This is a genomic window from Streptococcus sp. 9.1(2021), from assembly GCF_030466425.1.
Taxonomy (GTDB): domain Bacteria; phylum Bacillota; class Bacilli; order Lactobacillales; family Streptococcaceae; genus Streptococcus; species Streptococcus wuxiensis.
In genome coordinates this window covers 822613-844117 of sequence record NZ_JAGQFU010000001.1, presented here as the reverse complement: position 1 = coordinate 844117, position 21505 = coordinate 822613, and the positions used below count along the sequence as shown (strand labels likewise).

At 40.9% G+C, this 21505-nt stretch carries 16 protein-coding genes and 1 pseudogene; 16 read left to right on the top strand and 1 reads right to left on the bottom strand.

All coding sequences use genetic code 11. The features are described from left to right. Nucleotides 1–36 precede the first annotated feature (36 nt). Together KBU52_RS04090 and KBU52_RS04085 are read left to right on the top strand one after the other, a co-directional pair. Nucleotides 37–996: an ROK family glucokinase gene (locus KBU52_RS04090; protein ID WP_036755444.1), complete on the top strand. Its 960-nt coding sequence runs from the start codon at nucleotides 37–39 to the stop codon at nucleotides 994–996. 102 nt (nucleotides 997–1098) lie between these two features. Then, nucleotides 1099–1938 (top strand): thymidylate synthase, encoded by an 840-nt coding sequence (locus tag KBU52_RS04085; RefSeq protein ID WP_254724410.1) that lies wholly within the window; start codon nucleotides 1099–1101, stop codon nucleotides 1936–1938. Between the two features lie 200 nt (nucleotides 1939–2138). Here the strand turns inward: KBU52_RS04085 and KBU52_RS04080 are convergent, their stop codons facing one another. Next, the gene (locus KBU52_RS04080) at nucleotides 2139–2309 is read right to left on the bottom strand and encodes a DUF3042 family protein (protein WP_001051780.1); all 171 of its coding nucleotides are present in this window, start codon (nucleotides 2307–2309) and stop codon (nucleotides 2139–2141) included. Between the two features lie 122 nt (nucleotides 2310–2431). Here KBU52_RS04080 and miaA point away from each other — a divergent pair, with 122 nt between their 5' ends. The 14 genes and pseudogenes from miaA to KBU52_RS04015 all read left to right on the top strand — a co-directional run bounded on the left by miaA (nucleotide 2432) and on the right by KBU52_RS04015 (nucleotide 21492). Next, nucleotides 2432–3316, top strand: a complete 885-nt coding sequence (gene miaA, locus KBU52_RS04075; RefSeq protein ID WP_254724409.1) for a tRNA (adenosine(37)-N6)-dimethylallyltransferase MiaA — start codon at nucleotides 2432–2434, stop codon at nucleotides 3314–3316. Beyond that, nucleotides 3309–4547 (top strand): GTPase HflX, encoded by a 1239-nt coding sequence (hflX, locus tag KBU52_RS04070; RefSeq protein ID WP_254724408.1) that lies wholly within the window; start codon nucleotides 3309–3311, stop codon nucleotides 4545–4547. Before miaA ends, hflX begins: the two co-directional genes overlap by 8 nt. Next, the gene (locus KBU52_RS04065; RefSeq protein ID WP_254724407.1) at nucleotides 4540–5163 is read left to right on the top strand and encodes a cystathionine beta-lyase; all 624 of its coding nucleotides are present in this window, start codon (nucleotides 4540–4542) and stop codon (nucleotides 5161–5163) included. The genes hflX and KBU52_RS04065 overlap by 8 nt, the downstream gene beginning before the upstream one ends. 14 nt (nucleotides 5164–5177) lie before the next feature. Next, on the top strand, nucleotides 5178–6107 hold the full coding sequence (rnz, locus tag KBU52_RS04060) for a ribonuclease Z (protein ID WP_254724406.1): 930 nt from the start codon (nucleotides 5178–5180) through the stop codon (nucleotides 6105–6107). Nucleotides 6108–6127: 20 nt separating this feature from the next. Next, the gene (locus KBU52_RS04055; RefSeq protein ID WP_254724405.1) at nucleotides 6128–6883 is read left to right on the top strand and encodes an SDR family oxidoreductase; all 756 of its coding nucleotides are present in this window, start codon (nucleotides 6128–6130) and stop codon (nucleotides 6881–6883) included. 389 nt (nucleotides 6884–7272) lie between these two features. After that, nucleotides 7273–7602 carry a hypothetical protein gene (locus tag KBU52_RS04050; protein WP_006148097.1) on the top strand — a complete coding sequence of 110 codons (330 nt, stop codon included), beginning with the start codon at nucleotides 7273–7275 and terminating at the stop codon, nucleotides 7600–7602. A 6-nt stretch (nucleotides 7603–7608) separates the two neighbouring features. Beyond that, nucleotides 7609–7803, top strand: coding sequence for a helix-turn-helix transcriptional regulator (locus KBU52_RS04045; protein ID WP_006148098.1), 195 nt, complete (start codon nucleotides 7609–7611; stop codon nucleotides 7801–7803). Nucleotides 7804–8040: 237 nt separating this feature from the next. Beyond that, nucleotides 8041–9789, top strand: coding sequence for a glycoside hydrolase family 13 protein (locus tag KBU52_RS04040; protein WP_254724611.1), 1749 nt, complete (start codon nucleotides 8041–8043; stop codon nucleotides 9787–9789). A gap of 15 nt (nucleotides 9790–9804) precedes the next feature. Next, nucleotides 9805–10362 (top strand): SMI1/KNR4 family protein, encoded by a 558-nt coding sequence (locus KBU52_RS04035; protein WP_254724404.1) that lies wholly within the window; start codon nucleotides 9805–9807, stop codon nucleotides 10360–10362. A gap of 258 nt (nucleotides 10363–10620) precedes the next feature. Continuing rightward, a pseudogene (locus tag KBU52_RS08865) lies at nucleotides 10621–12498 on the top strand (sugar-binding domain-containing protein); the annotation flags it as partial. Nucleotides 12499–12894: 396 nt separating this feature from the next. Next, nucleotides 12895–17544: an SIALI-17 repeat-containing surface protein gene (locus tag KBU52_RS04030; RefSeq protein WP_367618086.1), complete on the top strand. Its 4650-nt coding sequence runs from the start codon at nucleotides 12895–12897 to the stop codon at nucleotides 17542–17544. A gap of 260 nt (nucleotides 17545–17804) precedes the next feature. Then, complete coding sequence (gene murD, locus KBU52_RS04025; RefSeq protein ID WP_254724402.1) at nucleotides 17805–19157, top strand: UDP-N-acetylmuramoyl-L-alanine--D-glutamate ligase; 1353 nt, start codon at nucleotides 17805–17807, stop codon at nucleotides 19155–19157. Between the two features lies 1 nt (nucleotide 19158). Continuing rightward, a complete protein-coding gene (locus KBU52_RS04020; RefSeq protein WP_036755417.1) occupies nucleotides 19159–20217 on the top strand; it encodes a UDP-N-acetylglucosamine--N-acetylmuramyl-(pentapeptide) pyrophosphoryl-undecaprenol N-acetylglucosamine transferase in 1059 nt (352 codons plus the stop codon). Nucleotides 20218–20226: 9 nt separating this feature from the next. Next, on the top strand, nucleotides 20227–21492 hold the full coding sequence (locus KBU52_RS04015; RefSeq protein WP_254724401.1) for a cell division protein FtsQ/DivIB: 1266 nt from the start codon (nucleotides 20227–20229) through the stop codon (nucleotides 21490–21492). Nucleotides 21493–21505: the final 13 nt, after the last annotated feature.

The window sequence follows — 21505 nt, the reverse complement described above, 5'->3', positions numbered from 1 at the left end:
TGTCTGTAAGCATTTTCAATTAAAAAGGAGAATAATATGAGTCAAAAGATTATTGGGATTGACCTTGGTGGAACTTCTGTCAAGTTTGCAATTTTAACTCAAGAAGGAGAAATCCAAGAAAAATGGTCTATTAAGACTAACATTTTGGATGAAGGAAGCCATATCGTAGACGATATGATTGAATCTATTCAACATCGTTTTGAATTGCTTGGATTGGCTGCGACGGATTTCCAAGGGATTGGTATGGGTTCACCTGGTGTAGTTGACCGTGAAAATGGAACTGTTATTGGTGCTTACAACCTCAACTGGAAAACTCTTCAACCGATCAAAGAGAAAATGGAAAAAGCCTTGGGTATTCCATTCTTTATCGACAATGACGCTAACGTAGCTGCTCTTGGTGAGCGTTGGATGGGTGCTGGTGAAAACCAACCAGACGTTGTCTTTATGACTCTGGGTACAGGTGTTGGTGGCGGTATCGTGGCAGAAGGCAAATTGCTTCACGGTGTTGCAGGTGCTGCAGGTGAACTTGGACATATCACAGTTGACTTTGACCAACCAATCCCATGTACTTGTGGTAAAAAAGGCTGTCTTGAGACAGTGGCTTCAGCAACAGGGATTGTCAACTTGACTCGCCGTTACGCGGACGAATATGAAGGCGATGCAGCCTTAAAACGCTTGATTGACGACGGTGAAGAAGTAACTGCTAAAACTGTCTTTGACTTGGCAAAAGAAGGGGACGATCTTGCCTTGATCGTTTACCGTAACTTCTCACGTTACTTGGGTATTGCGTGTGCCAACATCGGTTCTATCCTAAATCCATCAACGATCGTTATCGGTGGTGGTGTATCAGCTGCTGGGGAATTCCTTCTTCAAGGCGTGCAAAAGGTTTATGACGAAAATACCTTCCCGCAAGTTCGTACAACAACGAAATTAGCTCTTGCGACTCTAGGAAATGACGCTGGAGTTATCGGAGCAGCATCACTTGTATTGCAATAAAAAAACAAAAGAAGGAGAAAATCACTATCTCGAAGCGAGTGATTTTCCTCCTTTCTTTTTTTATGCTATACTAGTTAAGAATAAACGTTGAGGAGAGAGTAAATGACAAAAGCAGATAAGATTTTTAAAGAAAATATTGAGCGAATTCTCAATGAAGGAGTCTTTTCAGAACAAGCTCGTCCCAAGTATAAGGATGGAACAGTGGCTAACTCCAAGTACATCACAGGTACTTTTGCGGAGTATGATTTGTCCAAGGGTGAATTTCCCATCACAACCCTACGTCCAATTGCTATCAAATCAGCTATTAAGGAAGTTCTTTGGATTTACCAAGACCAGACAAATAGCCTAGAAGTTCTCAATGACAAGTACAATGTTCACTACTGGAATGACTGGGAAGTAGGAGATACAGGGACAATCGGTGAGCGTTACGGGGCTGTTGTTAAGAAGCATGACATCATTAACAAGATTCTCAAACAGTTGGAAGCTAATCCTTGGAACCGTCGCAATATCATCTCTCTCTGGGATTACCAAGCTTTTGAGGAAACAGACGGCCTTCTTCCATGTGCCTTCCAGACCATGTTTGATGTCCGTCGTGTAGATGGGGACATCTATCTGGATGCAACCTTGACCCAGCGTTCTAACGATATGCTTGTAGCTCATCACATCAATGCCATGCAGTATGTGGCGCTTCAAATGATGATTGCCAAACACTTTGGTTGGAAGGTAGGGAAATTCTTCTACTTTATCAATAACCTTCATATCTATGATAATCAATTTGAACAAGCTCGGGAATTGCTCCGTCGTGAGCCTTCAAATTGCCAACCACGTTTGGTCTTGAATGTACCAGACAAGACCAACTTCTTTGATATTAAAGCAGAAGATTTTGAGTTGGTTGACTATGATCCAGTGAAGCCGCAGTTGAAGTTTGACCTAGCTATTTAATACTCTTCGAAATTCTCTTCAAACCACGTCAGCGTCGCCTTACCGTAGATATATGTAACTGATTTCGTCAGTCATATCTACAACCTCAAAGCAGTGCTTTGAGCAACCTACGGCTAGCTTCCTAGTTTGCTCTTTGATTTTCATTGAGTATAAAAGAATAGAAAAAAAGAAGTTGGAAATTCCAACTTCTTTTTTATTAATTAGCGTGATACGCGACGGCGAGCTGCTTTTTTACGGTTTTCTTCGATGAAAGCTGCTTTTTGTTCTTCTGGTTCAATCACTTTCTTTTTGAATGCGTATACTGCACCTGCAACAGCAGCAACAGTTCCTGCAACACCTGTTACGAGACCTTTAGCAAATCCTTTAGCCATGAGTCTTCCTCCTTTTATTTATAAATCAGACGGAAATAGCTTAAGATATAGCATTTTTCTGCCTGTCTATTTTGTGATATAATAATAGTAACGAAAAAATGGGAATTTTTCAAGGAAAAACGATGAAAAGCAAAATAATTGTGATTGTTGGTCCAACTGCAGTTGGAAAGACTGCCCTAGCCATTGAAGTTGCTCAGCGATTCAATGGTGAAGTAGTCAGTGGGGATAGCCAACAAGTATACCGAGGCCTGGATATTGGAACAGCCAAGGCAAGTCCGGAGGAGCAGTCAACTGTCCCTCATCACTTGATTGATGTGAGAGATGTAACCGAGTCTTACTCGGCTTTTGATTTTGTTTCAGAAGCAAAGGCAGCCATCGAGGATATTCAAAATCGTGGTAAACTTGCTATTATCGCTGGTGGAACAGGGCTTTATATCCAGAGTCTACTAGAGGGATATCATCTAGGTGGAGAGACACCACACGAGGAGATTTTAACCTATCGAGCTAGTTTAGAACCTGTTTCGGATGAGGAGTTAGTTCATCTCGTAGAGAAAGCAGGTCTTGAAATTCCCCAATTTAATCGTCGTCGTGCTATGCGTGCCTTGGAGATTGCTCATTTTGGTCAAGATTTGGAAAATCAAGAAAGTTTATATGATCCGCTGATTATTTGCTTGGATGATGAGCGTAGTCAGCTTTATGAGCGTATCAACCACAGAGTGGACCTGATGTTTGAAGCTGGACTTCTAGACGAAGCCAAGTGGTTGTTTGACCATTATCCAGATGTGCAGGCTGCTAAAGGGATAGGTTACAAGGAACTCTTCCCCTATTTTCGTGGAGAGCAGAGTTTGGAGGAGGCTAGCGATAGTCTCAAACAGGCGACTCGCCGATTTGCCAAGCGCCAGTTGACCTGGTTCCGTAACCGCATGCATGTGACTTTTTATCAGATAGGAGAATCTGGTGTTAAAGAGCGTATTTTAAGCCAGATTGAGGAGTTTTTAAATGATTGAAACGGAGAAAAAAGAGGAACGAGTCCTGCTCATTGGTGTTGAGCTCCAGGGCATGGATAATTTTGACCTCTCCATGGAAGAGTTGGCTAGTCTAGCTAAGACAGCTGGAGCAGTTGTGGTAGATAGCTACAGACAAAAACGAGAAAAATACGACTCTAAGACCTTTGTCGGTTCTGGTAAGTTGGAAGAAATTGCTCAAATGGTGGACGCAGAAGAAATCACGACTGTCATCGTCAATAACCGTCTGACACCTCGACAAAATGTCAATTTAGAGGAAGTCTTAGGTGTCAAGGTCATTGACCGTATGCAGTTGATTTTAGATATCTTTGCTATGAGAGCTCGAAGCCATGAAGGCAAGCTCCAAGTTCATCTGGCACAGCTTAAATACCTCCTGCCTCGTCTAGTTGGTCAAGGAATAATGCTTAGCCGTCAGGCAGGGGGAATTGGTTCCCGTGGTCCAGGTGAAAGTCAGCTGGAGCTTAATCGACGTAGTGTTCGCAACCAGATTACAGATATCGAACGTCAACTCAAGGTGGTTGAGAAAAACCGAGCGACAGTTCGAGAAAAACGTTTGGAGTCAAGTACCTTTAAGATTGGTTTGATTGGTTACACCAATGCTGGGAAGTCAACTATTATGAACACTTTGACCAGCAAGACCCAGTATGAAGCAGATGAGCTCTTTGCGACTTTGGATGCGACGACTAAAAGCATCCATCTTGGGGGCAATCTTCAGGTAACCTTGACAGATACCGTTGGATTTATCCAAGACCTACCGACAGAGTTGGTGTCTAGTTTTAAATCAACCTTGGAAGAAAGCAAGCATGTAGATCTCCTGGTCCATGTGATCGATGCCAGCAATCCTTATCACGAGGAGCATGAAAAAACGGTCCTCTCCATCATGAAAGATTTGGATATGGAGGATATTCCTCGCCTGACCCTTTATAATAAAGCAGATTTGGTGGAAGATTTTACGCCTACTCAAACGCCTTATGCACTGATTTCTGCCAAGTCTGAGAATAGTCGCGAACAGTTGCAGGCTTTATTGCTGGATAAGATTAAGGACATTTTTGAACCCTTTACCTTGCGTGTACCTTTTTCTAAATCCTATAAGATTCACGATTTAGAGAGTGTTGCTATCCTAGAAGAAAGGGATTATCAAGATGACGGCGAAGTCATCAGAGGCTACATTTCTGAGAAAAATAAATGGAGATTAGAAGAATTTTATGACTGATATCAAAACATTAGCACTCAAGTATGGTGGCTATACAAGTCTAGACAAGGTCTATTTGGACCAGCTACTAGCTGGTAGGTCTGAAGAGGAGCAGCTAGCTCTCATCACCCCTCCCCCCAGTGTAGTGAATGCCTACTTTGCAGAACTTTATCAGAAAAAGAGTCCTCAAGCTGCGACAGATTATTTTGCTGAATTGACTCAGGAGCTAAACCTATACAATGTTGAGCCAAGTTTCACTGAAGAAAGCAAACCTTTTATCCGCCTCAATCTCTCAGGAAAGTCTTTTGGTTTTTGCTATGAGAGAGAAGGTCTTGGACGGATTTTCTCAGAAGTTGAGGAAGTCATCACTGCTGACTTGCTCTTTGAGATTGCGCAAATCTTCCCTCACCAGCTAGTCTTTGAGGAGTCTGGAAAAATTTACATGAAGGCAATCGGAGAAGAGGAAGTTGTTAGCGTTCAAAATCTCACAGCTTTAACTGACTTGGAGAACTTAGCAGATGGTCGCAAGCGTCTCAAAGGCTATAGTCAAGAGGATTTACTACAAGAAGCTAAATCTTACTCTGGCAAGTTTTATTACCGCTTGGAAAACCGCACCGCTATGTTATATATTGATTAATTAGAAAGTAACGAATGGATATTCAATTTTTAGGAACGGGGGCTGGTCAGCCCTCTAAAGCCCGCAATGTTTCAAGTCTCGCTCTGAAACTCTTGGACGAGATTAACGAAGTTTGGCTTTTTGACTGTGGAGAAGGAACGCAAAATCGCATTCTGGAAACTACGATTCGACCACGGAAGGTTAGTAAAATCTTTATTACCCACTTACATGGAGACCATATCTTTGGACTACCAGGCTTTCTCTCTAGTCGTGCCTTTCAGGCCAATGAAGAACAAACAGATTTGGAAATCTATGGACCTCGAGGCATCAAGTCTTTTGTCTTGACTAGCCTTCGGGTATCAGGATCTCGCCTACCTTATAAGATTCATTTCCATGAATTTGACCAAGATTCTCTAGGGAAAATCCTTGAAATAGATAAATTCACGGTCTATGCAGAGGAGTTGGACCACACGATTTTCTGCGTTGGCTATCGTGTCATGCAAAAGGACCTTGAAGGGACCTTGGATGCTGAGAAACTAAAGGCTGCTGGTGTCCCATTTGGACCTCTCTTTGGAAAAATCAAAAACGGTCAGGATGTCATCCTAGAAGATGGTACCAAGATCAAGGCAGCAGATTATATCTCAGCCCCACGACCTGGTAAGATTATCACCATTTTGGGAGATACTCGAAAAACAGATGCTAGTGTGCGTCTTGGAGTCAATGCGGATGTTCTTGTTCATGAGTCCACTTATGGCAAGGGTGATGAGAAGATTGCTCGCAACCACGGTCACTCAACCAATCTGCAGGCTGCACAAGTAGCGGCAGAAGCAGGAGCCAAACGACTCTTGCTCAACCATATCAGTGCACGCTTCCTTTCAAAAGACATTAGCCAGCTTAAGAAAGATGCTGCAACGATTTTTGAAAATGTCCATGTAGTTAAAGACCTAGAAGAAGTGGAAATCTAGAAGATTGAGAAAGGAAGAGTATGCGTACGATTCTCATAACAGGAGCTAGTGGTGGTCTAGCTCAAGAAATGGTTAAACTCTTGCTAGATGACCAACTCATCTTACTCGGCAGAAACAAGGAAAAATTAGCTCAACTATACGGAAATCACCCACATGCAGAATTGATTGGGATTGACATTACCGATGCTCAAGCTATAGAAAGCCTAGTTGCTGAACTCTATCATCGTTATGGTAAGATTGATGTCTTGATTAACAACGCTGGATACGGGATTTTTGAAGATTTTGACAAGATTTCTAATCAAGATATTCATCAAATGTTTGAAGTCAATACTTTTGCTTTGATGAATCTGTCTCGTTTGGTTGCTTCTCGTATGAAGGAGATTCGAAAAGGGCATATCATCAATATCGTTAGCATGGCTGGTTTGATAGCAACTGGCAAGTCCAGTCTTTACTCTGCGACCAAGTTTGCGGCCATTGGTTTTTCAAATGCTCTTCGCCTTGAGCTCATGCCCTATGGTGTCTATGTGACAACTGTTAATCCAGGACCTATCCGTACAGAATTTTTTGACCAAGCAGACCCAGATGGTACCTATCTCAAGTCGGTTGATCGTTTTCTACTCGAGCCAGATACAGTAGCTAGAAAGATTGTCAAAACCATAGGAAAAAACAAACGCGAGCTCAATCTCCCTCTGTTGTTAAATTTAGCTCATAAGTTTTATACCCTCTTTCCTAAGTTAGCAGATAAGTTGGCAGGAGAAACTTTTAATTATAAGTGAGAAAGCTGTTCCCTTGAGGAATGGCTTTTTATGTTGTCAATTTGTAGACAAATATCTCATGATAAACGGGCAGTTTATAACGATTAAGCCCATTTAAGGTATAAATAGAGATAAGAAAGCAGAAAAGAGAGGATAAACTTCGAGTCTAACATAACTAAAAGTATATCTATAGCGGAAGCTTATGAAGTCAAGATAAAATAGGATTAAAAGAACTTGCCCTTTGTCAGATTGATTAGACTGTAAATTGGAGTTAGGAATATTCTTAGAATAGATGAAGAAAATAAAAAAAGTAAAAATGTTAAAACATCTTGACATTTCATCTATTTAGAGTATAATAAGAAATGTAAAGAGCTCTTGACATTATTACAAAAACTTGGAGGAACAAAGCCATGAAAAAGATGGATGAAATGGACAGAGATATTCAGTTGCGTTCTGAGGAGTGGGGCTATAAAACAGCGCTTTTGGGTTTATGTGCATGGACAGGATTTAATATCTATCAAGCACTTGTTGGTGGTGGCAAACTTGAAATGCTTCCTTGCTTAATTTTGATCTTATCTGTAAGTGTGCAAGGATTTGCTCAAACCGCAATGAAACGTAATATGATTGCTGGTGATGAAGAGTATAAAGAACCAAATAAACTTGTTCAAGGAGTAATTTTGATGGTTGTTATCCTTATCGTAGTATTGGCTCTTGGCGTTTATTTTTTTCAGAAAGACTAATGCTGTATGAAAAATAATATCAAACAGTTAAGAAAATCTGAGGGACTACGTCAGGAAGATATGGCAAAAATATTAGGCGTTAGTCGACAAACCATTATTGCTATCGAGAATGACAAGTACAATCCTACACTTGAACTAGCAATGAAAATTGCAAGGCTGCTACGACTACATGTTGAAGAAATTTTCATTTTAGAAGATTAAAGATATCAGATAGCATTTATTCTAATCATCTGATTCGTAATGATGGAGAGTTTTCCGGTTCATGGAAACTCTCTTTTTAAAGCTCTTAAAGAGTCTACTCAATTTTACCTTGTCCATCTATATATCTATCTATCTATCGTAAAACTGGTATAAAAATTGCAAATCGAATCTTAAAATAGTATACTAGTTCTGTTAGTTATGAAACGTTTGCGTTTTATTAATTTTAGGAGACAAATGATGGAATTAACAGCCATTTATCATAGACCAGAATCAGAGTATGCTTATCTTTACAAAGAAGGTCAGCTACATATCCGAATCAGAACCAAGAAAAATGATGTCCAGAAGGTTATCTTACACTATGGAGATCCCTTTATTTTCATTGAGGATAAGTATGAAGCCAAGAAAGAAATGACTAAAGTAACCTCGGATGCTTTATTTGATTATTGGCAGGTTACGGTCTCTGTTGATTTTGCACGGATTCAATATCTCTTTGAGCTCCTTGATAAAGAAGGTCAAGGTGTTTTTTACGGTGATAAGGGTTGCGTAGAACATACTCAAGAAAACTTGGATGCTGATGGAAACGGCTTTAAACTTCCATACATTCACGAAATCGACGGATGTCAGGTTCCTAGCTGGGTTTCAAATACCGTTTGGTATCAAATTTTCCCAGAACGATTTGCAAATGGAAATCCTAATTTGACTCCAGATGGAGCTCGAGAGTGGAATGCAGCCATTGCACCTAATGGGGATGATTTTTTTGGTGGAGATTTACAAGGGATTATCGACCATCTTGACTATCTTAAAGATTTGGGAATCACTGGACTTTACCTATGTCCGATTTTTGAAGCTACGACCAATCACAAGTATGATACGACGGATTATTTTGAAATTGACCGTCACTTTGGAGACAAGGAAGTCTTTCGTAATCTAGTTGAGGAAGCCCACAAACGGGGCATCAAGATTATGCTAGATGCTGTTTTCAATCATATCGGCTACCAGTCTGCCCAATGGCAGGATGTTCTAAAAAATGGAGAAAATTCCCCTTATAAAGATTGGTTCCATATCCAAGAATTTCCAGTTACTGAGGATAAACTTCAGAACCCGAGAGAACTCCCTTATCATACCTTTGCCTTTGCTAGCTACATGCCTAAGTTGAATACAGCTAATCCGGAGGTTAGGGACTATCTTTTAAGTGTTGCGACCTACTGGATTGAGAATTTTGATATCGATGCTTGGCGCTTGGACGTTGCCAATGAAATTGACCATCAGTTCTGGAGAGATTTCAGAAAGGCGGTTCTCGCTAAAAAGCCTGATTTGTATATTTTAGGTGAAATCTGGCATACTTCTCAGCCTTGGCTAGAAGGGGATGAGTTCCATGCGGTTATGAACTACCCACTTTCTGAAAGTATCAAGGACTATTTCTTGCGTCAGCATAAAAAAACGGAGCAGTTTATTTCAGAAATCAACAGCCAGTCTATGTACTACAAGCAACAAATCTCAGAGGTGATGTTTAACCTTTTAGATTCTCATGATACAGAGCGTATCCTTACAACTGCCAAAGGAAATATTCAGCATGTCAAGGCTGCCCTAACTTTCCTCTATCTTCAAAAAGGAACCCCTTGTATCTATTACGGAACAGAGCTAGCACTAATTGGTGGACCAGACCCTGATTGCCGTCGTGTCATGCCTTGGGACCGTGTTTCTGAAGACAATGACATGCTGAATTTTATGAAACAGTTGATTCAAGTCCGTAAGGAAGTGGCAAGCATTATTCAGCATGGAAATTATCGCTTGGAAGAAGTGAAACCAGATGTCCTATCTTTGAAGTGGAACTACCAAGGGATAGAAGTTCAAGCCATCTTCAATCAGTCTTCTGAGAAATATACTTTAGACAGAGATTCAGTTGACTTAGCGAGTCATTGCCAGTTTGAAGATGGTCAAGAGGTCATCTTGCCAGATGGATTTGTGGTCTATATTTCTGAGTAAAAAAGGATTAAAATAATGGCACTCAAGGAAGTTTATGATTATTTTCGTCACTATGATAAGGAAACTTATCAAGTTGTCGCTTGCATGGGCAATGAACCATCGGAAGAAGATGTTCAGGATTTTGAAACTCAATATGGCATTCGTCTTCCAGAAGATTTCAGAGAATTCACCAGGTCAGCTCTTGGAGGTCTCTTTATGGAAGTCAGGGAAGAGCTATGGCCAAGAGCCAAGGTTTACGATGTAGCACCATTTTGGACCTTCTGTCGAGGTATTAAGGTTTTTGGAATTGCAAATGGCATCCCAGATTTCTTAGATATTCGAATTAAAACCAAGGAATTACACGCTCTGGGCTTTGTGGATTATATTCCATTTTTGTCTATCATCGGTGATGGAGATGTAATTTTCTGCTTTGATAAGGACAATCACATAGTAGCTTTGGATTGGTATAATAGTGGCGAAACTGAAGAGCTTCATTGTGATTTTTCAGGACTTTTACTCCAGCAAATTTCAGAGCTAGAAGAACGTAAAAATGAGATGCTCAAGATGTTAAAAGAAAAGAAGGATAATCAGTAATCGAAGGTAAATTCAGAATAGTTTTTCAGTAACAGCTGTTTCTATAAGTGAAACAGCTTTTTTGGTGAATTTGTCTAAATGTACATTCACATTTTTCTGCTTTTCTACAAATTATAGAAAAAAGAATCAAAAGTATGATTTTTATAGGGATTCCATTGATGTTTTCTATATTATTTTATAGAATAGAAGTAATAAATACAACAAAAGTAAAGCGTTTTCGGTTAAAAATGGAAGCGGTTACTTAACAAGGAGAACCCTATGGGAAAAGATCATTGGAATCGAAAAAGAGTCTATAGCATCCGTAAATTTACGGTAGGAACTTGCTCAGTGTTAATCGGAACTTGCTCAGTTTTATTTGGAGCTAATCTAGCTAGTGCAAGTACTGTATCTGCGGATGAAACTCCAGTTGCTGTTGCTACAGAAAATGTGGAGAAAGAAGCTCCTAAAGAGGAAGCTGTAGTATCAAAAGCTTCTGAACAACCTGTAACAACAGAAACTGTTACCAGTGAAGCAGTAGAAACCAATCATGAAGTAGAGAAAAAAGTGGAAGCCCCAACTACTGAGACTACTTCTGAGAAAAAAGAAATCTCTGATGTAGAGAAGCAAGCTCCAGCTGTGACTCAGGATCAATCTGCTCAAACAGAAAAACCAGAGCTCAAACCTGCAACTAATGATGAGGTAAAACAGTTGATTGAGGATAGAAAAGTAGAATTCAACCAAAACTGGCATTTCAAGCTCAATGCCAATGCAAAAGATGCAGTCAAACCGGATGCTGATGTTACTAGTTGGAAGAAATTAGATCTCCCTCATGACTGGAGTATCTACAATGACTTTGACCATAACTCTCCTGCCCAAAACGAAGGTGGACAGCTAAATGGTGGTGATGCTTGGTATCGTAAGACTTTTAAACTTGATGAAGAAGACCTCAATAAGAATGTTCGTATCACATTTGATGGGGTTTATATGGATTCTCAGGTCTATGTCAATGGTCAGCTAGTTAGTCATTATCCAAATGGTTACAACCAATTCTCATATGACATTACTGACTATCTCCATAAAGACGGTCGCGAGAATGTCGTAGCAGTGCATGCCATCAACAAACAACCAAGTAGCCGTTGGTACTCAGGAAGCGGGATTTACCGTGATGTTACCCTTCAAGTCACAGATAAGGTCCATACTGAGAAAAATGGAACAACTATCTTAACTCCAGACCTTGAAAAACAACAAAATGGTAAGGTAGATACTCATGTAACAAGTAAGATCGTCAATACTGATGATAAAGATTATGAAATTCTTGCTGAGTATCAAATCATTGAACGTAATGGTCAAGCTGTAACGGACCTAGTTCGTACTGCTAGTCAAGTCTTGAAAGCTCATCAATCAACAAGCTTGAATGCTATTTTACAAGTTGATAAACCAAAACTTTGGACAGTTAATAGCGACAAGCCTGCCCTTTACGAATTGGTTACACGTGTTTATCGTGACGGTCAATTGGTAGATGCTAAGAAAGACTTGTTTGGTTACCGTTACTACAACTGGACTCCAAACGAAGGTTTCTCTTTGAATGGTGAACGTATTAAATTCCATGGAGTTTCTCTTCACCATGACCATGGAGCTCTTGGAGCTGAAGAAAACTATAAAGCAGAATACCGCCGTCTTAAACAGATGAAGGATATGGGTGTGAACTCTATTCGTACAACCCACAACCCAGCTAGTGAGCAAACTTTGCAGATTGCTGCTGAGCTTGGTTTGTTGGTCCAAGAAGAAGCCTTCGATACTTGGTATGGTGGTAAGAAACAGTATGACTACGGACGCTTCTTTGATAAAGATGCCACTCACCCAGAAGCTAAAAAAGGTGAAAAATGGTCTGATTTTGACTTGCGTACCATGGTCGAAAGAGGCAAAAACAACCCTGCTATTGTCATGTGGTCTATCGGTAATGAAATTGGTGAAGCAGATGGGAAACCTCGTTCTCTAGCAACGGTTAAACGCTTGGTTCAAGTTATCAAGGCTGTTGATAAGACACGCTATGTCACTATGGGAGCAGATAAGTTCCGTTTTGGTGATGGTAGTGGTGACCATGAAAAGATTGCCAATGAACTTGATGCCGTTGGATTTAACTATTCAGAAGACAACTACAAGAAACTTCGTGCGAAACATCCAAATTGGTTGATTTACGGTTCTGAAACTTCCTCAGCTACTCGTACACGTGGAAGTTATTTCCGTCCAGAACGTGAATTGGTCCACAGCAATCAGGCTTACCGTCATTACGAGCAATCAGACTACGGTAATGACCGTGTTGGTTGGGGTAAAACAGCTACAGCATCTTGGACTTTTGACCGTGACAATGCAGGTTACGCAGGTCAGTTCATCTGGACTGGTACGGACTATATCGGTGAACCTACTCCATGGCATAACCAAAACCACACACCAGTTAAGAGTTCTTACTTTGGTATCGTAGATACAGCTGGTATTCCAAAGAATGACTACTACTTGTACCAAAGCCAATGGGTTTCTGCTGAGAAGAAACCAATGGTTCACTTGCTTCCTCACTGGAACTGGGAAAATCCTACCCTAAAAGAGAATGTAGCGGATGCAGACGGTAATATTCCAGTCCGTGCCTATTCTAATGCAGCAAGTGTAGAACTATTCTTGAATGGTAATACTCTAGGCAAGAAGACATTTACTAAAAAACAAACAAGTGATGGACGTACTTACCAAGAGGGTGCTAAACCGAATGAACTTTACCTTGAATGGAAGGTTGCTTTTGAAGCTGGTACTTTAGAAGCAGTAGCTCGTGACGAAGCTGGTAATATCGTTGCTCGTGATAAGATTGTGACTGCTGGAGAACCTGCAGGGGTTCGTTTGGTCAAAGAAGAAAATGCTATCGCAGCTGACGGAAAAGACCTCACTTATATCTATTACGAAATTGTTGACAGTAAAGGTAACGTAGTTCCTACAGCCAATAATCTTGTTCGCTTCCAGTTGCATGGACAAGGTCAGATTGTCGGTGTGGATAACGGGGAACAAGCCAGCCGTGAACGTTATAAAGAACAAGCAGATGGTTCATGGATTCGCAAAGCCTTTAATGGTAAGGGTGTTGTGATTGTCAAATCAACTGAGCAAGCAGGTAAATTCACCTTGACTGCCCACTCTGATTTCTTGAAATCTGGTCAAACAACTATCTTCACAGGTAAGAAAGACCAAGAGGAAAAAACTGTTTTAGGTACAGAGGTTCCTAAAGTTCGTACAGTAATCGGTCAAGCAGCGAAAATGCCTTCAAAAGTAGGATTTATCTACAGTGATGGCAGCCGTGCAAAACTTCCAGTAGAATGGTCCGCAGTTGATGTCAACCAACCTGGTATTTTTACTGTTAAAGGTGTGGCAGAAGGAAGAGATGTAGAAGCACGTGTTGAAGTCTTGGCGCTCGAAGCAGAATTACCTGTAGTTAAGAGAATTGCACCAAGTACAGATCTGAGTACGGTTGATCCATCTGTTAGCTATGTATTGTCAGATGGTACTCTAGGAAGCTATGACGTTGATAGGTGGGAAGTTGCAGCTGAAGATCAAGCTAAATTAACTATCCCAGGCTCTCGTATTCAAGCTAAAGGAATTTCAGGTGATGATGAAATCGCTGCTACATTCGTAGTTGCCGAAGGTCAAGCATCTTCACCAGTAGTACCGACTGTAACTGTTGCAGACCAGCCTGTAGAAGGGCTCTCAACTGACCAACCAGTTCTATATCATAAACTTGTCTATGGAGCTACTTTGCCTGAAGTCAAAGCTTTAGCTGAAAATGCGCAAGTTACTGTTATTCAAGCTAACGAAGCAAATGGTATGCGTGCTAGTATTTATGTTCAACCAAATGATGGTGGAGCACTTCAGACTTATGCTATCCAATTCTTACAAGAAGCTCCTCAGATTGAACGTTTAAGCCTAGAAGTTGAAAATGCAGACGCACTGAAAGAAGACCAAACAGTTGGTATCAAAGTCTTGGCTCATTATCAAGATGGAACTCAGGCCGTATTAAAAGCTGACAAGGTAACCTTCTCAACATCAGGTGAAGGAGACGTAGCTGTTCGTAAAGGTATGCTTGAATTGCATAAACCTGGTCAAGTAACTTTGAAAGCTCAATTTGAAGGAGCTGAAGGTCAGATTGACTTGAACATTCAGGCAAATACTGAAAATAAAGTTGTCCAGGCCATTCGTCCAGTAAGTGTCGTGACAGGTTTGAACCAAGAACCAAGTCTACCTGATACAGTAACGGTAGAGTACGATAAAGGATTTCCAAAAGTTCACAAGGTAACTTGGCAAGCAGTTGCTAAGGAAGACCTTGCTAAATACCATAGCTTTGATATTCTTGGTAAAGTAGAAGGAATTGAAAACGAAGCTCATGCTAAAGTTTCTGTAGAAGGTATCATTGCAGTCGAAGAAGTGACTACAACAACTCCAGTTTCAGAAGCTCCTCAATTACCAGAGAGCGTCCGTACTTACCATTCAAATGGACAAGTATCTTCAGCTAAAGTGACTTGGGATGCTATTGATCCAAGCCAGTATGCACACGAAGGTAGCTTTACAGTGACAGGACATGTGGAAGGTACTCAGTTACCAACAAAACTTCATGTTCGTGTATCTGCTCAGACAGAAACTGGTGCCAATATTTCTGACCAGTGGACAGGTTCAGAGTTACCACTTGCCTTTGCATCAGACTCAAATCCAAGTGACTCAGTAGCAAATGTCAATGACAAACTAATCTCATACAACGACCAACCAGCTAACCGTTGGACAAACTGGAACCGTACAAGTGAAGCATCAGTGGGAATCCTCTTTGGTGATTCTGGTATCCTGTCTAAACGTTCGGTTGACAATCTCAATGTTGCCTTCCACGAAGACCACGGTGTTGGTGCACCTAAGTCTTATGTCATCGAATACTATGTAGGAAAAGATGTTCCAACAGTTCCTAAGAACCCAAGCTTTGTAGCTAGTGAAGACCACGTCTTTAACGATGACAATAACTGGAAACAAGTGACAAATCTTAAAGCTCCAGATCAAGTGAGAGCTGGAGAAATGACTCACTTTAGCTTTGATAAAGTCAATACCTATGCGGTTCGTATCCGTATGGTTAGACCAGATGGCAAATGGGGTACTTCTATTACAGAAATTCAAATCTTCTCTAAACAAGTAGCTGCAGCTAAGAAAGCTCAAGCTCAAATCCAAGTAGATGGAAAAGATTTGCCAAACTTTAACCCTGGCTTGACTGACTATTATTTAGAAGCTAAAGAAGACCAAGCACCAACTGTAACAGCAAGTGTATCAGATAATGGTATTGCTACAGTGATTCCAAGCGTTCGTGAAGGGGATCCAGTTCGTGTTGTTGTTAAGGCTGAAAACGGAGATATTCTAGGTGAATACCGTCTCCACTTTACAAATGATAAAGACTTGCTAGCAAGTAAACCTGTTGTTGCTGTGAAATCATCACGCTTGGTTGCTAAGGGCCATACTCTTGAGTTACCTGCGAAAGTCGCTGTTTACTTCACAGGTAAAGATGGCTATGAAGTCAAAGACTTGGCAGTTGAATGGGATGAAGTTCCAGCTGAAAATCTAGCGAATGCAGGTGAATTTACAGTTCGTGGTCGCGTTTTAGGTACTGATTTAACTGCTGAAGTGGCAGTACGTGTGACTGATAAACTCGGTGAAAACCTATCAGACAACCCTGATTTCGATGACGATAGCAACCGTTCATTTGCTTCTGCAACCAATGATATTGATCCAAATTCTCATGACCGTGTGGACTATGTTAACGATGGCTCTGATGATGAAACCCGTCGCTGGACCAACTGGTCTCCAACTCCATCTGATAATCCAGAAGTTTCAGTAGGGGTTATCTTTAGAGAAGCTGGCAAGATTGTTGAACGTACAGTTGCTGAAGGAAGCATTCGATTCTTCTCAGATGGTGGTACAGATGCACCTTCTAAACTAGTCTTAGAGCGCTATGTGGGACCAGAATTTGACTCACCAGAATACTACTCTAACTACCAACCATACGATCCAGAACATCCATTCAACACTCCTTCTAACTGGGAGAAGGTTGAATACCGTGCGGATCAAGAGATTCAAGCAGGTACTGATATCCATGTAACCTTTGCCCCAGTTAAAGCTAAGGCTATGAGATGGCGCATGGATAGAAAAGCTGATACCAAGGGTGTAGCTATTACAGAAATGGCCTTCATTGCTCCAAGTGAGGAACCTAAGGATAGTACAGCTGCAAAACTTCTTGTGGATGGTAAAGAGATTGCTGACTTCTCTGAAGATCGTGTGGATTACCAAGTAACCTACAGTGGAAATCGTCCTCAAGTAACAGTTGAAGCTGGCGAAAACGTAGCAGCAACTATTGTTGATAGTGGTGATGATAAACTTCCAGTCTTGATTCATCTTGTTTCAGAAAGTGGTAAACATATTAAGGAATACCGCATTCAATTGACTAAGGCAGATACTGAAAGCGCCAAGACAGAACCAGCTGTACATGAAGTTCCAGAGTTCACAGGCGGTGTGAATGGAGAAGAACCAGCAGTTCACGAAATTCCAGAATACACTGGAGGCGTGAATGGAGAAGAACCAGCAGTACATGAAGTTCCAGAGTTCACAGGTGGCGTGAATGGAGTTGAAGCAGCAGTTCACGAAGTACCAGAACGTACTTTAGGAGCGAATGTAGTCGAACCAGCAGTTCACGAAGTTCCAGAATACACTGGTGGTGTGAATGCAGTCGAAGCAGCGGTTAACGATGTGCCAGAGTACAAAGGTGGTGCCAATGCAGTCGAGGCAGCGGTGAACGAAGTACCAGAATATACTGGTGGCGTGAATGCGGTCGAAGCAGCGGTTAACGATGTGCCAGAGTACAAAGGTGGTGCCAATGCAGTCTTTGCAGCGGTGAACGAAGTTCCAGAATATACTGGAGGCGTGAACGCAGCCGAAGCAGCGATTAATGAAGTACCGGAGTACAAAGATGAGCAGTCGATTGTAGCCCTTGCTATGTCACAAGACAAGACTTATCAGGCACCTGCAAGCCGTCAACATATTCTCCCTGAAACAGGTACTAAGGAAAATGCAACCCTTGCAACAGCAGGTGTTGTGGGAGCGCTTCTTGGACTCTTTGCAATGGGAAAGAAGAAAGACGAAGAATAAAATAATCTGACAGTATTTAGATTATAGAGATTGGACAAGAAAACAATCTCAACTATAAAAAGTGGACAAACTAGTTTCAAGAAACAGAACTAGAACTTGTCCGCTTTTTTATGTTTCTTGGTAGCAAAAAATCCTTAACAAAGATGCTAAACTTGATAATTGAGTTTTCAAATAACAAAAAACAAATAAGAAAGCCCTTTGTGGCTTTTTTATTTTCATAAAAATGGTAAAATAGTAAGAGTAGAAATGGAGTTCTAGATATGAAACGAATTGATCAATTTGAAAATAAGAAAGTATTAGTCCTAGGTTTAGCCAAATCAGGTGAGTCAGCAGCTCGACTTTTGGACAAGTTAGGTGCCATTGTAACGGTTAATGATGGCAAGCCTTTTGAGGAAAATCCAGCAGCACAAAGTCTCTTGGAAGAGGGCATCAAGGTTGTCACTGGTGGACATCCTTTGGAATTATTGGATGAAGATTTTGCCCTCATGGTGAAAAATCCAGGAATCCCCTACTCCAATCCTATGATTGAAAAAGCTATAGAAAAAGGCATTCCAGTTTTGACTGAGGTTGAGTTGGCCTACTTGATTTCTGATGCACCAATCGTCGGTATTACTGGTTCAAATGGTAAGACAACGACCACAACCATGATTGGTGAAGTTCTGACTGCTGCAGGACAAAATGGACTCTTATCAGGTAACATCGGTTATCCTGCTAGTCAGGTTGCTCAAACTGCGACAGATAAGGACACCCTTGTCATGGAACTTTCTTCTTTCCAATTAATGGGAATCCAGGAGTTCCATCCTGAAATTGCTGTTATCACCAACCTGATGCCAACACATATTGACTATCACGGTTCTTTTGAAGCCTATGTCGAAGCTAAGTGGAATATCCAAAGCAATATGACAGCAACTGATTACCTAGTATTGAACTTCAACCAGGAATTAGCTAAAGAGCTTGCGACAAAAACAAACGCGACTGTAGTACCATTCTCAACATTTGAAAAGGTTGACGGAGCTTATCTTGAAGATGGTCTTCTTTACTTCCGTGGTGAAAAAGTCATGGCAGCTGATGAAATCGGTGTTCCAGGTAGCCACAATGTGGAAAATGCTCTTGCAACCATTGCCGTTGCTAAACTGCGTGGCGTTGATAATGAAACCATTAAGGAAACCTTGTCAGCCTTTGGAGGAGTTAAACACCGTCTCCAGTTTGTAGACCAAATCAATGGCGTTAAATTTTATAACGATAGTAAGTCAACCAATATCTTAGCAACTCAAAAAGCCTTGTCAGGATTTGATAATAGCAAGGTTATCTTGATTGCTGGTGGGTTGGATCGTGGCAATGAGTTTGACGAATTGGTTCCAGATATTACCGGACTGAAGAAAATGGTTATCCTCGGTCAATCTGCAGAACGTGTCAAACGTGCAGCGGATAAAGCTGGTGTGGCTTATGTCGACGCGACTGATATTGCAGATGCGACTCGTAAGGCTTCTGAACTTGCAGAAGAAGGAGATGTTGTTCTCCTTAGTCCTGCCAATGCGAGCTGGGATATGTATGCTAACTTTGAAGTACGTGGAGATCTTTTCATCGACACTGTAGCGGAGTTAAAGGGATAATATGAAAAAAATAGTATTTACTGGTGGGGGAACGGTTGGACACGTTACCCTCAACCTTTTGTTAATGCCTAAGTTTATCGAAGATGGCTGGGAAGTCCACTATATTGGTGATAAAAATGGGATTGAGCATCATGAAATTCTCAAGTCAGGTTTAGATGTTACCTTCCATTCGATTGCAACAGGGAAATTACGTCGATATTTCTCATGGCAAAATATGGTTGACGTCTTTAAGGTTGCTTTTGGAATTCTTCAATCGCTCTTTATCATGCTTCGAGTTCGTCCACAAGCCCTCTTTTCTAAGGGTGGATTTGTATCTGTTCCTCCTGTTATCGCAGCGCGAGTATGCAGAGTACCAGTCTTCATCCACGAGTCTGATCTCTCTATGGGATTGGCCAATAAAATTGCCTATAAGTTTGCGACTAAGATGTACTCTACTTTCGAGCAAGCGTCTAGTCTCACTAAGGTAGAACATGTAGGAGCTGTGACCAAGGTTTCAGGTCCAGTTATGGAAGAACCTGAAGAAATGGTGGATATCCGAACTTCTTTCAACGACAAGTTACCAACTCTTCTCTTTGTTGGAGGTTCTGCTGGGGCGCGTGTCTTTAACCAACTAGTAACAGACCATAAGGAAGAGCTGACTAGTCGCTATAATATCATTAACCTGACAGGTGATGCTAGTTTAAATGAACTAAGTTCAAACCTCTACCGTGTTGACTATGCGACGGAACTCTATCAACCACTCATGAATATGGCTGACGTGGTCATCACTCGTGGTGGTGCCAATACGATTTTTGAACTCCTTGCTATGGCTAAATTGCATGTCATTGTGCCACTGGGTCGTGAAGCCAGTCGTGGAGACCAGATTGAAAATGCAGCCTATTTTGTCAAGAAAGGCTATGCTGAGGAGTTGCAAGAGAGCGATTTGACTTTGTCAACTTTAGAAGAAAAAGTAAATCAACTCTTGACCAACAAAGAGATTTACCAAAACAAGATGAAGAATTCTCAGGAATTAAAATCTGTGGCAGATTTTTATGAGCTACTCAAAAAAGATTTATCATAAGGAAAATTGATGTCAAAGGATAAAAAGAATCAGGACACTCAAGGCAAGGAATTGTCGGAGTGGCAAAAACGAAATCAAGAATATCTTCAAAAAAAAGCTGAAGAAGAGGCGAAACGTGCCGAAGAAGAAGCTCGTGAAAAAGAAGAACAAGTATCAGAGTCTTCTGAAAGCGCTCAAGAAGTGTCAGAATGGCAAAAACAACATCACGAGTATTTGAGCAAAAGAACGGAAGAAAACTCTACGAGTTCTGAAGAAGTGGACGAAGAATCCGAAAAATCTGAAGAGAAGGATTCGGGTACTAGCGATGAGACTTCAAATGAAGAGAAAGATTCGGAGGAAACTCCTCAAGAAGACTCTAAGAGTCAGGCTCAAGTAGAGAAAGAAAAAGCTGACGAAAAGGTTAAGAAACAGAAAAAGGCAAAAACCAAGAGTAAACCTCCAAAACCAGCCATTCCTTCTATACATATCTGGCGAGCAGTTACAATCCTCGTCCCAAGTTTTATAATCTTATTCTTGTCTATTTATCTTCTAAGCCCTCTAGCTACAATGAAACATATTGAGGTTACGGGCACTGTTCAGACAAGTGCAGACCAAGTTAAAGAAGCGTCTGGCATTCGTGACAGTGACTATACAATCAGCTTGCTTTTAAATAAAGATAAGCATGCGGAAATGGTCAAATCAAATCACTGGATTGAATCGGCTAAGATAGTTTATCAATTCCCAGTTCACTTTACTATTGAAGTTAAAGAATTTGAGATTGTAGCCTATTCAGTTTCAGGAGATAACTATTATCCAATCTTATCTAGTGGAAGCATTGAATCAACTGCCGTTAGTTCTGACAACTTACCTGAGAAATACATATCTGTTTTATTTAACGATGAGGAACAGATTAAAACCCTAATTTCTCAGCTAAATGAAGTTAGTCCAGAAATTAAGCAAGAGATTGAGAAGATTGAACTTGCACCAAGCAAGGTAACAAGTGACCTTCTAAAGATTACCATGTATGACACAGACGAGATTTTGGTGCCATTATCAGAACTAGGGAAGAAATTACCATACTATAGTAAGATAAAACCACAGTTGACAGTTCCTAGTGGTATTGACATGGAGGTCGGTATCTATAGCTATAGTCTAGTAGATAAGGCTCTGGATGACGAAAGAGTCAAAGCCAAAGAAGAGGAAAAGAAGAAGCAGGAAGAAGAGAAGAAAAAACAAGCTGAGCAAGGAAATCAAGATCAAACAACACAGACGACTCAAACAACACAGAGTCGCTAAGTTTCAAATGATT

Excerpts from the sequence above, each read along its gene's own strand:
- KBU52_RS04090 (WP_036755444.1), top strand. The coding sequence starts at position 37 with ATGAGTCAAAAGATTATTGGGATTGACCTTGGTGGAACTTCTGTCAAG.
- KBU52_RS04085 (WP_254724410.1), top strand. The coding sequence starts at position 1,099 with ATGACAAAAGCAGATAAGATTTTTAAAGAAAATATTGAGCGAATTCTC.
- KBU52_RS04080 (WP_001051780.1), bottom strand. The coding sequence starts at position 2,309 with ATGGCTAAAGGATTTGCTAAAGGTCTCGTAACAGGTGTTGCAGGAACT.
- miaA (WP_254724409.1), top strand. The coding sequence starts at position 2,432 with ATGAAAAGCAAAATAATTGTGATTGTTGGTCCAACTGCAGTTGGAAAG.
- hflX (WP_254724408.1), top strand. The coding sequence starts at position 3,309 with ATGATTGAAACGGAGAAAAAAGAGGAACGAGTCCTGCTCATTGGTGTT.
- KBU52_RS04065 (WP_254724407.1), top strand. The coding sequence starts at position 4,540 with ATGACTGATATCAAAACATTAGCACTCAAGTATGGTGGCTATACAAGT.
- rnz (WP_254724406.1), top strand. The coding sequence starts at position 5,178 with ATGGATATTCAATTTTTAGGAACGGGGGCTGGTCAGCCCTCTAAAGCC.
- KBU52_RS04055 (WP_254724405.1), top strand. The coding sequence starts at position 6,128 with ATGCGTACGATTCTCATAACAGGAGCTAGTGGTGGTCTAGCTCAAGAA.
- KBU52_RS04050 (WP_006148097.1), top strand. The coding sequence starts at position 7,273 with ATGAAAAAGATGGATGAAATGGACAGAGATATTCAGTTGCGTTCTGAG.
- KBU52_RS04045 (WP_006148098.1), top strand. The coding sequence starts at position 7,609 with ATGAAAAATAATATCAAACAGTTAAGAAAATCTGAGGGACTACGTCAG.
- KBU52_RS04040 (WP_254724611.1), top strand. The coding sequence starts at position 8,041 with ATGGAATTAACAGCCATTTATCATAGACCAGAATCAGAGTATGCTTAT.
- KBU52_RS04035 (WP_254724404.1), top strand. The coding sequence starts at position 9,805 with ATGGCACTCAAGGAAGTTTATGATTATTTTCGTCACTATGATAAGGAA.
- KBU52_RS04030 (WP_367618086.1), top strand. The coding sequence starts at position 12,895 with ATGGTTCACTTGCTTCCTCACTGGAACTGGGAAAATCCTACCCTAAAA.
- murD (WP_254724402.1), top strand. The coding sequence starts at position 17,805 with ATGAAACGAATTGATCAATTTGAAAATAAGAAAGTATTAGTCCTAGGT.
- KBU52_RS04020 (WP_036755417.1), top strand. The coding sequence starts at position 19,159 with ATGAAAAAAATAGTATTTACTGGTGGGGGAACGGTTGGACACGTTACC.
- KBU52_RS04015 (WP_254724401.1), top strand. The coding sequence starts at position 20,227 with ATGTCAAAGGATAAAAAGAATCAGGACACTCAAGGCAAGGAATTGTCG.